General features: G+C 68.4%; 14 protein-coding genes. 8 read left to right on the forward strand and 6 right to left on the reverse strand.

The window, feature by feature from the left end; all coding sequences use genetic code 11:
- Positions 1-54: 54 nt before the first annotated feature.
- The gene (locus tag Aco04nite_RS20890) at positions 55-1,257 is read right to left on the reverse strand and encodes an alginate lyase family protein (RefSeq protein WP_244876159.1); all 1,203 of its coding nucleotides are present in this window, start codon (positions 1,255-1,257) and stop codon (positions 55-57) included.
- Between the two features lie 176 nt (positions 1,258-1,433).
- On the opposite strand from Aco04nite_RS20890, the gene Aco04nite_RS20895 reads away from it, so the two are divergent.
- The 3 genes from Aco04nite_RS20895 (at position 1,434) to Aco04nite_RS20905 (ending at position 5,103) form a co-directional block, all read left to right on the forward strand.
- Entirely contained in the window at positions 1,434-3,803 is a 2,370-nt protein-coding gene (locus Aco04nite_RS20895; protein WP_212998924.1) for a phosphoketolase family protein, read from the forward strand.
- An 87-nt stretch (positions 3,804-3,890) separates the two neighbouring features.
- The gene (locus Aco04nite_RS20900) at positions 3,891-4,595 is read left to right on the forward strand and encodes an alpha/beta fold hydrolase (RefSeq protein ID WP_244876160.1); all 705 of its coding nucleotides are present in this window, start codon (positions 3,891-3,893) and stop codon (positions 4,593-4,595) included.
- Between the two features lie 190 nt (positions 4,596-4,785).
- The gene (locus tag Aco04nite_RS20905; RefSeq protein ID WP_212998926.1) at positions 4,786-5,103 is read left to right on the forward strand and encodes a hypothetical protein; all 318 of its coding nucleotides are present in this window, start codon (positions 4,786-4,788) and stop codon (positions 5,101-5,103) included.
- 316 nt (positions 5,104-5,419) lie between these two features.
- Here the strand turns inward: Aco04nite_RS20905 and Aco04nite_RS20910 are convergent, their stop codons facing one another.
- The gene (locus tag Aco04nite_RS20910; protein WP_212998927.1) at positions 5,420-5,782 is read right to left on the reverse strand and encodes a hypothetical protein; all 363 of its coding nucleotides are present in this window, start codon (positions 5,780-5,782) and stop codon (positions 5,420-5,422) included.
- A gap of 334 nt (positions 5,783-6,116) precedes the next feature.
- Between Aco04nite_RS20910 and Aco04nite_RS20915 the strand changes: the two genes are divergently transcribed.
- Positions 6,117-7,088, forward strand: a complete 972-nt coding sequence (locus tag Aco04nite_RS20915) for an IS30 family transposase (RefSeq protein WP_280519364.1) — start codon at positions 6,117-6,119, stop codon at positions 7,086-7,088.
- A 170-nt stretch (positions 7,089-7,258) separates the two neighbouring features.
- Here Aco04nite_RS20915 and Aco04nite_RS20920 read toward each other — a convergent pair whose 3' ends face one another.
- Both Aco04nite_RS20920 and Aco04nite_RS20925 read right to left on the reverse strand, forming a co-directional pair.
- Positions 7,259-7,753, reverse strand: coding sequence for a VanZ family protein (locus tag Aco04nite_RS20920; RefSeq protein ID WP_212998929.1), 495 nt, complete (start codon positions 7,751-7,753; stop codon positions 7,259-7,261).
- A gap of 249 nt (positions 7,754-8,002) precedes the next feature.
- The gene (locus Aco04nite_RS20925; RefSeq protein ID WP_212998930.1) at positions 8,003-8,620 is read right to left on the reverse strand and encodes a LysE family translocator; all 618 of its coding nucleotides are present in this window, start codon (positions 8,618-8,620) and stop codon (positions 8,003-8,005) included.
- 130 nt (positions 8,621-8,750) lie between these two features.
- On the opposite strand from Aco04nite_RS20925, the gene Aco04nite_RS20930 reads away from it, so the two are divergent.
- Positions 8,751-9,203 (forward strand): Lrp/AsnC family transcriptional regulator, encoded by a 453-nt coding sequence (locus Aco04nite_RS20930; protein WP_212998931.1) that lies wholly within the window; start codon positions 8,751-8,753, stop codon positions 9,201-9,203.
- A 20-nt stretch (positions 9,204-9,223) separates the two neighbouring features.
- Here Aco04nite_RS20930 and Aco04nite_RS20935 read toward each other — a convergent pair whose 3' ends face one another.
- A complete protein-coding gene (locus Aco04nite_RS20935) occupies positions 9,224-11,086 on the reverse strand; it encodes a hypothetical protein (RefSeq protein WP_212998932.1) in 1,863 nt (620 codons plus the stop codon).
- Positions 11,064-12,245: a metal-dependent hydrolase family protein gene (locus Aco04nite_RS20940; RefSeq protein ID WP_212998933.1), complete on the reverse strand. Its 1,182-nt coding sequence runs from the start codon at positions 12,243-12,245 to the stop codon at positions 11,064-11,066. The genes Aco04nite_RS20935 and Aco04nite_RS20940 overlap by 23 nt, the downstream gene beginning before the upstream one ends.
- Positions 12,246-12,335: 90 nt before the next feature.
- Here Aco04nite_RS20940 and Aco04nite_RS20945 point away from each other — a divergent pair, with 90 nt between their 5' ends.
- The 3 genes from Aco04nite_RS20945 (at position 12,336) to Aco04nite_RS20955 (ending at position 14,180) form a co-directional block, all read left to right on the forward strand.
- Positions 12,336-13,130 (forward strand): SAM-dependent methyltransferase, encoded by a 795-nt coding sequence (locus Aco04nite_RS20945; protein WP_212998934.1) that lies wholly within the window; start codon positions 12,336-12,338, stop codon positions 13,128-13,130.
- A gap of 12 nt (positions 13,131-13,142) precedes the next feature.
- Positions 13,143-13,580, forward strand: a complete 438-nt coding sequence (locus tag Aco04nite_RS20950; protein ID WP_212998935.1) for a T6SS immunity protein Tdi1 domain-containing protein — start codon at positions 13,143-13,145, stop codon at positions 13,578-13,580.
- Between the two features lie 69 nt (positions 13,581-13,649).
- Positions 13,650-14,180 carry a hypothetical protein gene (locus Aco04nite_RS20955; protein ID WP_212998936.1) on the forward strand — a complete coding sequence of 177 codons (531 nt, stop codon included), beginning with the start codon at positions 13,650-13,652 and terminating at the stop codon, positions 14,178-14,180.
- Positions 14,181-14,209 lie beyond the last annotated feature (29 nt).

A 14,209-nucleotide genomic window follows, 5' to 3' on the forward strand; every position in this document is an offset into this window, starting at 1 on the left:
CTTACGCGAAGACGAAACAAGAAGGCGAAACAAGAAGACGGAACGAGAAGATGATCAGGCGGGGTTGTCGGCGTGGGTGAGCGTCTCCCAGGCCACGAACAGGTTGTTGGTGCCCTGGGGACGCTTGGCCTCGGTGTAGATCTGCGTGTTGCTCATCGCGATGCCGAGCCGGTTGTGCAGGGCGTTGTACGCGACCTCGCTGATCGGGCCGAGCCCCTTGGTGACGGTGCCGCCGCAGATGTTCGACGGGACGGCCGTGCCGTTCTCGAACTTGGTGTGGAAGCCCAGCGCGTGCCGAAGCCGGTCCTGCAGTTCGGGGTAGAGGTCGCCGCCCTGGATGCGGGTGGTCTCGGCGACGTGCGAGATGGCCGAGATGCCGTAACCGGTGTGGACGAAGTCGCGGCAGGTCTCCTGCGCGAGCCCGTCGACGAACGTGCTCTGGCCCTGCCAGTAGCTGATCAGCTCGGACGGTGTGTCGACGCTGCCGACCGGCGGGTACTTCGGCTGCGAGCCGTCCGCGGCGATGTAGATGTACGCGGCGGCGCGCGCCCGGAAGCGGGTGATGGCGCGGTCGTAGCTGGTCCGGTCGTCGAGGAAGACGGAGATGCCGACGGCGGCCTCCATCATCGACAGCTCCCAGTTGCCGTTGCTCGAACTGCCGGCGATCACGGTGGGCAGGTAGACGTTGCGCAGCATGGTCGCGAACCGGGCCTGGTTGGGCCAGCTGGAGTACGTGTACTTGATGATCTCGGCGGCGCGCGGCCAGACCGAGCCGGCCCAGCCCGTCTGCAGCGGCGCGTTGCTGTTGGTGTGCGAGGTGATGCTCGCCGACCACGCGTCCATCAGGGCGATCGACTTCTGGGCGTACGCCGCATTGCCCGTGATGTACCACGCGAGCGCATCGGTGTACGCGGCGATCGCGTCCTCGCGCTCGTCGGTGCAGCCGTTGTTCGGGTTGGAGTAGGAGCCGCACTCGACGACGGCGCGTGGGGCGGGGGTGCGCGACAGGGACGCGTACTTGCTGGCCAGCATCTGGTTGTAGGCACCGAGCCAGGGCTGCGCGCCCGCGTTGACCTTGCCCTTGACGAAGTCGAGCTGGGCCCGGCTCAGCATGACGCCGGGGTGAGCGAAGACGGCAGCGGCCTTGACCGTGGGAGCCGTGTCCGCGTGCGCGACAAATCGCACGCCGACCGAGGCGACGAGGGCGAGAGCGACCGTGCCGACCGCCAGGAGGGCACGACGTGGGGATCTCTTCATGAAGTTAGCTCCGGAATGTGGGGGGCGAACCGGAAAGGGGGTTAACAGTTAAGAACTTGAACTAAGGCGTAGTCAATACACATCGATGAACTTAAGGATGACGAAAGGTTCGCCACGACACGTTCCGTCGCGCGCATGACACGTGGAATACAGGGGACTGCGCAAGCATGGAACCCATGACCGAGTCAACCGTGCAGGGCCCGCTCACCGACGGTGAGCTGGACCGGCTGAACGCGTACTGGCGTGCCGCGAACTACCTGACCGTCGGGCAGATCTATCTGATGGACAATCCCCTGCTGCGCGAGAAGCTGACACCGGAGAACGTGAAACCCCGGCTCCTCGGGCACTGGGGCACCAGCCCGGGCCTCAACCTGATCTACGCGCACGCCAACCGGCAGATCGTCAGCCGCGATCTCGACGCGATCTACGTGATCGGGCCGGGGCACGGCGGCCCGGCGATCGTCGCCAACACCTGGCTGGAGGGTACGTACAGCGAGCTCTACCCGTCGATCAGCCGCGATGCGCCGGGCATGCAGCGGCTGTTCAAGCAGTTCTCGTTCCCCGGCGGCATCCCCAGCCACGTCGCCCCCGAGGTGCCCGGTTCCATCCACGAGGGTGGCGAGCTCGGTTACTCGCTGATGCACGCGTACGGTGCCGCGTTCGACAATCCCGACCTGGTGGTCTTCTGCGTGGTGGGCGACGGGGAGGCCGAGACGGGCCCGCTCGCGGCGAGCTGGCTGTCCAACGCGTTCCTCAACCCGGCCCGCGACGGTGCCGTCCTGCCGATCCTGCACCTCAACGGCTGGAAGATCGCCAACCCGACGGTCCTCGACCGGATCCCCGGCGGTGACCTGCAGTCCTACCTGCGCGGCGTGGGCTACGAGCCGATCCTCATGGAGGGCGACGACCCCACCCTGGTGCACCAGGCGATGGCCGCCGCGATGGATCGGTGCCTCGACACGATCAAGGACATCCAGGACCACGCCCGTGGCACCGGTGACGGCACGCGACCCCGCTGGCCCATGATCATTATGCGTACGCCGAAGGGGTGGACCGGCCCGAAGGAGGTCGACGGGAAGCCTGTCGAGGGCACGTTCCGCGCGCACCAGGTGCCGCTGTCCAACCCGCACGGCAACGCGGAGCACCTGGAGCAGCTCGAGAGCTGGCTCCGGTCGTACCGTCCGGAGGAGTTGTTCGACGAGGACGGCGTACCCATCGGTGAGTTGTTGTCTTTGCCACCCACGGGAACCCGGCGGATGAGCGCCAACCCGCACGCCAACGGGGGTGAACTGCTGCGTGACCTGGTGCTTCCGGACTTCCGGGACTACGCGGTCGACGTCGAGAAGCCCGGCGCCCCGCAGGTCGAGGCCACCCACGTCCTGGGCGACTGGCTGCGCGACGTGATCCGCGCCAACCCGGACCGGTTCCGTCTGTTCGGCCCGGACGAGGTCGCCTCCAACCGCCTGCAGTCGGCGTTCGAGGTGACCGACCGTGCCTGGGCCGCCCGCACCACCCCGCTCGACGACCACGAGTCCCCCGAGGGACGGGTCATGGAGGTCCTCAGCGAGCACCTGTGCGAGGGCTGGCTCGAGGGTTACCTGCTCACCGGGCGGCACGGCCTGTTCACGAGCTACGAGGCGTTCATCCACGTGGTCGACTCGATGGTCAACCAGCACGCCAAGTGGCTCAAGACCAGCCGTCGCATCCCGTGGCGGCGCCCGATCGCGTCCCTGAACTACCTGCTCTCCAGCCACGTGTGGCGCCAGGACCACAACGGCTTCAGCCACCAGGACCCCGGCTTCATCGACCACATGGTCAACAAGAAGGCCGAAGTGGTCCGCATCTACCTGCCGCCGGACGCGAACACCCTGCTCTCGACGATGGACCACTGCCTGCGCAGCCGGCACTACATCAACGTCGTCGTCGCCGGCAAGCAGCCCGCCCCGAGCTGGCTGACGATGGCCGAGGCGGACCTGCACTGCCGCCGCGGCCTGGGCATCTGGGACTGGGCCAGCACCGACGCGGACACCGAGCCGGATGTCGTGATGGCGTGCGCGGGTGACGTACCCACCATGGAAGCTCTCGCCGCCACCGACCTGTTGCGCAAGCACCTGCCGGACCTCAAGGTCCGGTTCGTCAATGTCGTCGACCTGATGCGCCTGCAGCCGGTCTCGGAGCACCCGCACGGCCTGACCGACAACGAGTTCGACACCGTGTTCACCACGGACAAGCCGGTCGTATTCGCCTATCACGGCTACCCGACCCTGATCCACCGGCTGACCTACAAGCGCACCAACCACGCCAACTTCCACGTCCGCGGCTACAAGGAGGAAGGCACCACGACCACGCCGTTCGACATGGTGATGCTCAACGACCTCGACCGCTACAAACTGGTCATCGACGTGATCGACCGCGTCGACGGCCTCGGCTCCCGCGCCGCCCACCTGCGCCAGCAGATGATCGACGCCCGCGAGGAGTGCCGCGAATACACCCGCGAGCACGGCGAGGACGACCCCCGCGTCGCCGACTGGACCTGGCCCGCCTAACGCTGGGTGAACGGCAGGCCCCGGCCGTCCATGCGGCGGCCGGGGATGGTGAACAATTTGTTCCGTGGGTGGTTACGCCAGATGGGTATGTCCGACCTACTGCTGATTCACGGATTGACGTACGACCACCGCGCCTGGACTCCGCTCCGGAAGCACCTCGACCCCGGCCGCCGCGTGCTGGCCGTCGACCTGCCCGGTCACGGCAGCTCACCGCGCCGTGACGCCTACCCTCTCACCGACCTCATCGCCGCCGTCCACGAGCAGGTCACCGCCGCCGGACTCATCGAACCCGTGGTCGTGGGACATTCGGCCGGGGCGATCATCGCCGGCGCCTACGCGGCCCGCTATCCCGCGGCGGCCGTGGTCAACATCGACCAGATGCTGCTCCCGGGGCCGTTCTTCGCGGTCGTCCGCACCGCCGAGCCGCAGTTGCGGGGCCCGCGCTGGCGTGAATTCTGGGAGCGGATGCTGGCCGGCATGGGCATCGAGTCGCTGCCCGATGATGCCCGCAAGCTCGTGGAGACCGCGACGGACCCCCGGCAGGACCTCCTGCTCGGCTACTGGGACGAGATCCTCCGCGAGACCGACGAGCAGATCCGTGAGAACCGGCTGCGGGAACTGCGCGCCATCGCGAGCAAGGGAATCCCGTACCACTGGGTGAATGCGAGTGAGCCACCTACGGCGTACCTGCGATGGCTGCGGTCCGTCCTGCCGCAGGCAGAGGTCACCGTCGTGCCGGGCGGCCACTTCCCGCACATCGCGGACCCCGCCGCCGTCGCCGCAATGCTATGAGGACACCCGCGCTATGTCTTGAACGACAGGTTGATGGGCCCTGGCTCACTTTTGGTGGACTCATCACGCGTGGTGACGACCGGCCTGGGGCAGATCGCGCGTTGTCTGCGGCAGAAGAGGGCATGTGATCATGCCTCGCGAGTGCCACCTGAACGACGATATGCTTCGTTGCTGCGAGATGATGAGGCCAATGGATCGCGTCGAAAGCCGGTGCCACCTGGACTGGTGGGCGAACTCTGTAACCTTGCTCGCCAGCGTTGAGATCGCGGTGGTCATTGCCGCCGCCGATACCGGCTGGGCCGCCGAGGGCTGCTTGATCAGCGACGACCAAGAAGAACGCGATGGATTCGCCTTCCTGTGCGACATGGATCCCGTCTTCATCCTGAGGTTCGACGATGAAAGCACGATCACCGTGACCGTGCATCCGCCTGCCGACAACAGACGGTTCGCTCTGACGGAGTACACCGGGCCAGCGCATCGACCGATCAACCACAGAGTCACGATTTAGTCCGCCGCGCCGCCGCGCCCTATCCGCGGCATGAAAGCGTGCCGCCGGAATAGTGGTCGAAGATCGGTTTGTTGCTCGATCGCGGCTGGGTTGCTGCCGTTGCCGAGGCGAAGTGCGGCATGGGCGGGCCTCGCGAAGAAGACGCGCAGGATTGCCTGCCTGCGTCCGGCTCGTACGCTTAGAGCCACTACTTCGCCCATGTCGTGTCCGTTCCCGCTGGACTCGCCGCCGGTCGTGGAATTTGGTTGAGTGCTTTCACGTGCGCGTGTTGGTTGTCGTGTCGAGCCCCGGGGAACATCAGTTCGGTGTTCGTGGGTCAGTAGGCGGCGGCGTACTTCACCAGCCAGCGGTTGGTGAACCGGCCCCAGTCGAACAGGTCACCGGCGGCACGCCTGCGGTCACGCTCATGGTCAGCGGCGGCCTGCGCCCGGTGGGAGTTCGCCTCACGGAACAACGCTCGTGCGGCCTCGATCCAGATCAGCTTGCCGTCCGGTGTCCGGGCTTCGGGAGAGTCGCGCCGCAAGCGGGTGGTGTGGCCGAGAGCTTTTCCGAAAGCCCGCCGAACCTTGTGCTCGCGCCGGAACTCTTCGGTTGCCGCGGAGTAGTTCCGGCGCCGTATCGGGTCACGCATCCACGCCAGTTCAACGGTCGTGAAGATCTCCAGCTGAGCGTATTTCATTCCTTTATTATTCTCAGGGAGCTACATGATCGTAAGGGCGGGTGTGCCATTGTCGGGTTGAGGGGTATCACACAAATTTGAATGGCAGATAGCGAGTATTCGGATAGCCATAGAGTGGTGGCGGATGGATCCTGGGAGGCGATCCTCGTGCTCATCGCGCCACGAGTTCGTCGGCCATCTCGTCATCGGCAGATCCGCGCACACGATCACCGTTTCGCTATCACGGAAGATCGCTGCTACGGATAGCAGCTGACTCATAGTCTGCGGCGAATTCAGGCGGTCGTAGCATTTGATCTTGTTGGTTCGGTGGGACAGGATGCCCGCCGTGCGTGTGATGCTGACGTTGACCGAACGCGAAGAGATCTCCCGCGGACTCGCGGAAGGCATGCTGTATAAGGAAATCGGCGTTTTGATCGGCCGGGATCCATCGATTATCTCCCGCGACGTCGCGCGTCACGGTGGCCGGGCCGGCTACCGAGCGGTGGCCGCGGACGCCCTCGCAACTACGTCACGGGCGAGACCGAAACTACTCGCGGTTGAGCGGTCGGCCCGGCTGCGCCAGGTGGTGACCGACCGGCTGCGCTCAGGCTGGTCGCCGGCCTCGATCGCAGGTCGCTTGCCGCACCTGGTCCCGGACGATCAGGCTTGCCGAGTGTCACACGAAGCGATCTACCAGTGGGTCTACGCCCAACCAGTCTCCACCCTCGCGAGGGAGCTGATCCGGCTGCGGACCGGACGCCCCGCACGCCGCTCGGGCCCACGTCCGGAGCCGGCGCCGCGCATCCGTGAGCCCCGCTACCTGGACGAACGTCCCGCCGACGTCGCCGGCCGGGCAGTGCCGGGGCACTGGGAAGGCGACCTCGTCATCGGCAAGGGCGGCAAGACGGCCGTGGCCACGCTGGTCGAACGCACCTCACGGTTTCTGATCCTGGTCCCGCTGACCGGCCGCGACTCGCTGACCGTCACCGACGCGGTCATCGCCGCCACCGACGGCCTTCCGGCGTCCATCCGCCGGTCGTTGACCTGGGACTGCGGCGCGGAGATGGCCCGGCACGCCACGGTTACTGCGACCGGCCTGCCGGTGTTCTTCGCTCACCCGCATAGCCCGTGGGAACGCGGTAGCAACGAGAACCTGAACCGCATCGTGCGCGAATTCTTCCCGAAAGGCGTCCCGATCACCGCCGACCCGGCCTACCTGGCTATGGTCGCTGCGGAGATCAATGACCGACCGCGTAAGATCTTCGACTGGAAGAAGCCCTCCGAGATATTCGCCGAACTCGTCGAGTCAGATGCTTCCACCGCCTGAATTCGCCTGTGGTGGTGCCAGCGTGTGCCACGGAGTGCCGGCAAGGTCGCCTCGTGTTGGTCTGTCCACCGTGCTTTTATCGATCAGCGACCCCATCACCCGGCGGCCCGGAAGGTGGTGAAGTCCGCCGCCGGCAGTCGTGGCCGTTGCCGGCCATCGTCACCGACCACTCACATCAAGGACGCCCGTCGCGTCCGACGAGCGGCTGCGGTCAACGACAGCCAGGCCAGCGCTCCACCGATGACGGCGCCGATCGTATTGTTGATCCAGTCGCCGGAGTCACAGGAGCGGCCAATCGCCGGCACCGCTGCCTGCACCGCCTCTACCACCACCGACAGCCCGCTCCCGGCCAGTACGGCCAGGAGCGGGCGGTGAGTGGCCACGCCTGCCAACAGCACCGGTACGGCGAAGAGCAGGACGTTCGCCAGCGACTCCGGGCCGGTCAGCGTCGGTAGTTCCCACCGCACCTCGCAACGAGCGAAGAGTTCGCGGTCCTGGGGCACCAGGGTGAGCAGCGCCAGCGGCAGCATCGAGGCTGCAAGCAGCACCCAGGCGATCCTTGGCCGGGCGGCCAGCCAACTACCTGCCAGCGGCCCAACGAGGACCAGCAGCAAAAGGGCTGTCGGTGCGATCCAACGGTGTTCGACCAGGAACGTCGAGATCATCGGGGGCGGCCCAGCCGCGGTTCTGCCCTGGTGCGGCGCCCGGAAAGTTGAAGCACTGGATACTCTAGATGAAGCGCGCGCGACCTCGATGCCGATGTCGCCGGAAAGGAAACCCGAGGTGACCCGCTCGCCGTAACGAGGGGTGTGGCAGGAACCGCGGCACCGGGGGCCGAAAGATGATCTAGGCGTACGGGCTCGGGGTCGAAGAAGCCGGTACAGCGGTTAGCGGTAGCTGGTCCTGGCCTTCCATTACGTGATCACCTGCTCCGCTGACAGCAACACGCCTATGACGACCATGGCAGCGCCGGAGAAACGGGTCACCGCCCGCGCCGCCGCGGGTCGCGCCCCCAGCACCCGCCGCGCACCGGCGCCCACCGCCGTGTAGACCACGGCGCAGCTCGCCACGTGCACCAAGCCCAACACGATGATCTGCACGGCCACCGGCCAGGCACCGGCCGGGCGGGTGAACTGCGGCAGCAACGCGAGGAACAGCAGGAACACCTTTGGGTTAAGACCGCTGATCCCGGCGCCCTTCGCAGCCTGCCGCACCCACGAGGCCGGCGCCTGCCCGCCACTCGCTGACGGCGTCACCGGCCTTGCGAGCATGCCGGCGCCCAGCCACACCAGGTATCCCGCCCCTGCGACGGTCAAAGCTGTCAGCACCAGCGGCGACCCGGCGACCAACGCCGCCACGCCAGCGGCGACCACAGCGGTCGCGACGAGGTGCCCGGCCAGCAACCCACCCACAGCGGGAACCACAGTGCGGTAGCGCAATCCGGCCGTGATCGCGTACGCCCAGTCAGCGCCTGGCGTGATCACGAACAGCAGAGATACCGCCCAGAACGCGGCAATGGTGCCCACAGCCATGAATGCCCCTTCCCCCCAGGCCGGCACCTCACCGGCCACGTTTCCCCTGGTAGAAAGGTTATGCACGAAACCACAGAAGGTGTTCCCAACAATTGGCGAGACAGGCTGGTAGCGAGGGAAGATTTACCCCATGGACGCGCTGGACAAGAGAATTCTTGCGGAGCTACAGCAGGACGGGCGGCTGACCGTCACAGAACTCGCCGAACGCATCGGACTCAGCGTCTCGCCCTGCCACCGCCGGCTCCGCGCACTCGAACAAGCCGGCGCGATCAACGGCTACCGCGCCCACCTCGACGCGAAAACCCTCGGCCTGACCTTCGAAGCACTGGTATTCGTCACCATGAACGGCGCCGACCGCAGCACCCTCGACGCGTTCGAGCAGGCCGTCACCGCCGTCCCGCACATCCAGCAAGCCCAACGACTGTTCGGCGACCCCGATTACCTGCTCCGCGTACTCACCCGCGACCTACCCGCTTTCCAAGAGGTCTACGACGGCCGACTCGCTGCCCTGCCCGGTGTCCAGCGGCTCCGTTCCACTCTCGTCATGAAGACCATCGCCGAGAACAGGCCGCTTCACCTCTGACATCAACCTGTCGCTCAACACTATGAGGACACGCGCCAGCGACGAGGTCCCCCGGCTGCGGGCTGGTAGCGGAAGTGGCTGCCCGTCCGCAGCGACGCCCGCAGATGCCCGGCGGCGAGCGGCGTCACTTTCTCCAGGCGGCTGAGCACGGTGCTGAGCGCCCGGGTCGCGTTGACCCGGGCGCGTTCGGCTTCCGCACTCTGCAGGCGAGGACGTCCACCGAGGCCGGTCGCCGCCCGGAGCTCGGCGACCAGGGCGGCCCGCTCGACGGCCACCTCCGATGCCCGGACGGCGTCCCCGGCGCGGTCCGCCTCGTCGAGGTGCTCCTCCAAAGTCACGAGCCTTGCGCTGTACGCATTCCGGGCCCCGGCATCCAGGACCGGCTCACCCGGTGGCGCTGTCAGGCCCGCCCCGCCGGAGACCAGATCAAGAGCGGCGATCTCACTGCCGGGCGACGACACGAGCGTACGCAGATAGTGCAGCCCCCGGACATCCCGGAGCCGCACCGTCTCGGCGCCGGCCTCCAGGAACCAGTCATCGCCGTCGCGCAGCAGCCGCCACTCGTCACCGGGAGCCACCGCCAGCCCGAGCCGCGCCGCCAGGGACCGCGCCCGTTCCCGGTCCCCCGGTCTCCCCCGTGCGGCGAGCGTCGCGCACAGCCACGGCAGCGCACCCAGCCGTTCCTCCTGGGCCACCGCCCGGTCGAGGTGCGCCCGGGCCTCCCCCGCCCGGCCGAGCCGTCCGGCGAGACGCCCGAGGAGATCATCAACGGGCCCGGTGACCATGTTGGCGCCACCCCAGACCACCAGCCGCCCCTGGTACGGCACCAGCACGTCGTACAACTTCTGAACCGCCCCCGGATCACCGCCGCGGGAGGCCACGAACGCGAGATCGGCGACAGCGCCCAGCCACCGCGGCCCACTGCCCGCCAGCACCGCGGGCAGCACTCGGTCGAGCTCCAGGAGCGCCTCGGCGTCGCGGCCCGCGTCCGCCATCACCCGCGCCGCGGTGGCCTCGTAGAAATGACCGGGCAGCCGCCGCGCCATCTCCAACAACGGCGCGACCTGCGCGTCGGCGGCGCCCCGCAGGACCGCCAGACGCCCGGCCAGCGACGCGGTCAGCCGTGCGGTGTCGGCCAGCCCCGCCCGCCGGCCGGCCACCGCGACCTGGTCCGTGAGGGTGGCGGCAAGGTCCAGACGGCCCCGGACGATGGCGAGCACCGCCTGCCGGGACAGCGTCACGATGCCGGCGTGGGCGTCACCGGCCAGCTCACCGGTCCGGGCGTACACGACCAGCGCCGCCTCGGCCGCGTCCAGCTCACCGAGCTCGACCAGGGCGGTGAACCGCCAGAACAGCCCCCGCAGCTCGAGCGTGGCATCGCCCGCGAGCCGCGCCAGCTCGATGATCTCGGCCGCGGTGCCGAGCCGCTGCGGCGCGGCCAGCGGATCCCACAACGCGTGCAACTGTCCGTCCAGCACCTCACCGAGCGTCCCGGCGTCACCGCTCTCCCGGGCCAGCCGGACGGCCTCGGCGGCGAGGTCACGGCGCCGGTCCGCAGCCGACGGATCGCTCAGCAGCTCCCGGGCCCACCTGATCAGGACCCGCGCCCGGACCCCGGACGGCAGCCGGCGCGCGGCAGCCGATTCCAGCAGCCGCAACAGCGCGACGTCCGGCACCAGAAACTCCGCCCGCGACGACACCCGCAACGCCAGCCGCGCCACAGCGTCACCGCCACCGCCACCGCCCTCACCGTCGGCGATGTCCGCGGCGACCTCGAGCGCCACCTCGGGTCTGCCACCGCTCGCCAGCCAGATCGCGTGGATCACGTCGCCGGGCCGTCCGGGCAGGAGCAACCCCAGCTCAGCCTCGGTCAGCGGGTCCACCGCCCCAGCCTAGATACACCCCCAGCGGCCGCCGCAGCGCGGTGATGTCGGCGACCGGATCACCCGCCACGACCAGCAGATCCGCGTCGAACCCGGCCCGGATCCGGCCCTTACGATTCTGGACGCCGCACGCCTCAGCGGCCCGCACCGTGGCCGAGGCCAGCGCGTCCGCGGGATCCATGCCACTGTCCACGTATTCCTCGAGAGTCCGCGGCAGGATCCCGTGCGGCTTGGCCGGCCCGAGCCCCGCGTCGGACCCGGCGACCACCCGTACCCCGGCCCGGATCAGCCGGGCCACGCCCTCCTGCAGGATCGACTGGGACAGCCCGGCCCGGGCGGCCATGGCGATCACCTCGGGCGGCACGACCACGGCGGGATCGGACCCCAGCGTCAGACAGACAGCAACCCCGGAGGCAGCCAGCGCGCCGGTCAGCTCATCATCGACGTACGCCCCTGACGCCGTCACCGACGTGCAGTGCTCGATGCCGTCGACCCCCGCCCGGAGCGCCTGCCAGATCGCCGCGTGGGCATGGGCGTGCGCGGTGACCGGCAGCCCGTGCGCGTGAGCCTCGTCAACGGCGGCGGTCAGCTCCTCGTCCGTGAACTGTGTCGCGGCCGTGTCGGTCCCCGGGGTGAACACCCCGCCGCTGGCCATGACCTTCACGACGTCCGCACCCTGCGCGGCCCGCTCCCGCACCATCCGCCGAACGTCGTCCGGCCCGCGAACCTCCCCACCGAGAAACCAGCAATGCCCGCCCGGCGTGGTGAGCGGCGCCCCCGAGGCGACGACGTTCCAGGCCTCCGGCCGCCGGCTCAGCACCGCCCCACGCAGATCACCCAGGTCACGCACGGTGGTCACCCCGGCCCGCAGATGGGTACGCAGTGAGCGCTCGACCGTCACGCTCAGCTCCTCGGCCGTCGCGTCCGGGACGCGGTCGAGTGCACCCGGCCCGGCATCGGCACACAGATGCACGTGGCAGTCGATGAGCCCCGGCAGCAACGTCCCGTCGATGAGCTCCAGGCTGTCCGGGTGCTCGCCGAGGCGTACCTCAGTGATCCTGCCTCCGGCCGCAACCACCACACCCCCACCGGGATGCAACCGCTCGCCGTCGAAGATCCGGGCGACGCGCAACACGTTCACTCCACTGTGGCCCGACATTGCCCGATGGTACCGACGTCCGTGATTCGTCATCGATCTCTGTCGTAAGGTGACAGTGCGCGTTCACTGATCGGCGAGGAAGGCACATCGATGACGAGCAGATCCGACTCTGACCTGCCAGCGCGGCTCAACGCCGCCCAGCCGAACAGCGCCCGGATCTGGAACTACCTCCTCGGCGGCAAGGACAACTTCGCCGCGGACCGCAACGCCGCAGAAGCCCTGATCACCGAGCTCCCGGAGATCCGCGAGTTCGCCCGCGCCGGCCGCGGCTTCCTCACCCGCGCGGTCACCTACCTGACCGGCGAGGCGGGCGTCCGCCAGTTCATCGACATCGGCACCGGCCTCCCCACCGCCGACAACACCCACGAGGTCGCCCAGCGCATCGCCCCGGAATCCAGGATCGTCTACGTCGACAACGACCCCGTGGTCCTCACGCACGCCCGCGCCCTGCTGACCAGCGACCCGGCGGGAGCGACCAGCTACATCGACGCCGACGCCCAGGACCCGAAAGCAATCCTCCAGGCCGCCGCCGTCACCCTCGACTTCACCCAGCCGATCGCCGTCATGCTCATCGGCATCCTCGGCCACATCCCCGACACCGACAACCCCACCCAGGTCGTCCGCACCTTCGTCGACGCCCTCCCGCCGGGCAGCTACCTCGCGATCAACGACAGCATCCTCACCCCGGGCAACGTCGTCGCCGCCGACACCGCCCGAGAGGTCGGCTCGGACTACCACCTGCGCACCCCCGCCCAGATCACCGCCTTCTTCGACGGCCTCGACCTCCTGGATCCAGGCGTGGTGCCGACCCCCCTCTGGCGCCCCACCCCCGGCACCACCCCGGCAGAGGTCCCGGTCTATTGCGGCGTCGCCCGCAAGCCGTGATCAAATAGCCGCGTGGAGCTGACCAAACAATTCACCGACGACCAGTACGCCAACGCACTGGAATCCTGGTCATGGCTCGATCTGGCCGGCAAGGCGCCCCGCTTCACGTCCCTGTTCGGCGACGTGTTCCTGGAGGACAGGACCGGCGCCTGGTGGTTCCTCAGCACCATCACCGGCGAACTCACCCCGGAATGGCCGAACGGTGCCGCGCTGGCCGCCGATCTGGACACGGAAGAAGGCCACGACCAGTACCTCCTGGGCGCCCTGGCCATGGCCGCATTCCACCGCCGCGGCCTGACCCTCAACCCCGACGAGGTGTACGCCTACGTCCCGCCCCCGGTCCTGACCGGCAGCTTCGACGTCGACCAGATCCAGGTCTACACCTTCACCGTCGCCCTCACCGTAACCGGCCAACTCCACCGCCAGCTCCAAGCCCCACCCGCCGGCTGAGCCCACCACCGATCCCGGCCCGCGCCGCCACACGCCACCCGCATCTCACCGGCGCGGTACGGTTCGTCGGTGGGTGATCGCGTCAAGAGCAGGCAGGGCCCGCCGAAGGCGAACGGGCACCGGTTCCACGGCGACCCGGAACGTTTTCACCTGCTGGCCGAGTTCATCGGTGAACGCTTCGGCAACTCGGTCGAGTACGTCGCCGATGTCGCCGGCGGCCAGGGAATGCTGGCACGTGAGCTGCGGAAACGCCTGAACTACCGGGTAGAGGTCGTCGATCCGCGCGGGTGGACGCTGAAGGGCGTCGAGTCCCGCGCCGTCCCCTACCTGGCCAAGGACGCCGCCTACTACGATCTCGTCGTCGGCCTCCACCCCGACCAGGCATTACGCGAGGTCGTCCACTCAGCCCTGGGCACGGCAACCGTCATCGTCCCCTGCTGCAACTTCTGGCGGGACGACCAGCGACTCGGCCGCGACGCCCTGGCCGAGTCGATCGCCCAATGGTTCGATCAGAACAAGGTCCGTTACGAACGAGTCGAGTTCGCCTTCAGGGGCCCGCAGAACCTCGGCTTCGTGACGGCCCCTCCGGAAACCGATTGACGTCCCCTCGCGTCGGCCCGGGTATGAGG

The organism is Winogradskya consettensis (assembly GCF_018332715.1).
Lineage (GTDB): Bacteria > Actinomycetota > Actinomycetes > Mycobacteriales > Micromonosporaceae > Actinoplanes > Actinoplanes consettensis.

Excerpts from the sequence above, each read along its gene's own strand:
- Aco04nite_RS20890 (WP_244876159.1), bottom strand. The coding sequence starts at position 1,257 with ATGAAGAGATCCCCACGTCGTGCCCTCCTGGCGGTCGGCACGGTCGCT.
- Aco04nite_RS20895 (WP_212998924.1), top strand. The coding sequence starts at position 1,434 with ATGACCGAGTCAACCGTGCAGGGCCCGCTCACCGACGGTGAGCTGGAC.
- Aco04nite_RS20900 (WP_244876160.1), top strand. The coding sequence starts at position 3,891 with ATGTCCGACCTACTGCTGATTCACGGATTGACGTACGACCACCGCGCC.
- Aco04nite_RS20905 (WP_212998926.1), top strand. The coding sequence starts at position 4,786 with ATGGATCGCGTCGAAAGCCGGTGCCACCTGGACTGGTGGGCGAACTCT.
- Aco04nite_RS20910 (WP_212998927.1), bottom strand. The coding sequence starts at position 5,782 with ATGAAATACGCTCAGCTGGAGATCTTCACGACCGTTGAACTGGCGTGG.
- Aco04nite_RS20915 (WP_280519364.1), top strand. The coding sequence starts at position 6,117 with ATGCTGACGTTGACCGAACGCGAAGAGATCTCCCGCGGACTCGCGGAA.
- Aco04nite_RS20920 (WP_212998929.1), bottom strand. The coding sequence starts at position 7,753 with ATGATCTCGACGTTCCTGGTCGAACACCGTTGGATCGCACCGACAGCC.
- Aco04nite_RS20925 (WP_212998930.1), bottom strand. The coding sequence starts at position 8,620 with ATGGCTGTGGGCACCATTGCCGCGTTCTGGGCGGTATCTCTGCTGTTC.
- Aco04nite_RS20930 (WP_212998931.1), top strand. The coding sequence starts at position 8,751 with ATGGACGCGCTGGACAAGAGAATTCTTGCGGAGCTACAGCAGGACGGG.
- Aco04nite_RS20940 (WP_212998933.1), bottom strand. The coding sequence starts at position 12,245 with ATGTCGGGCCACAGTGGAGTGAACGTGTTGCGCGTCGCCCGGATCTTC.
- Aco04nite_RS20945 (WP_212998934.1), top strand. The coding sequence starts at position 12,336 with ATGACGAGCAGATCCGACTCTGACCTGCCAGCGCGGCTCAACGCCGCC.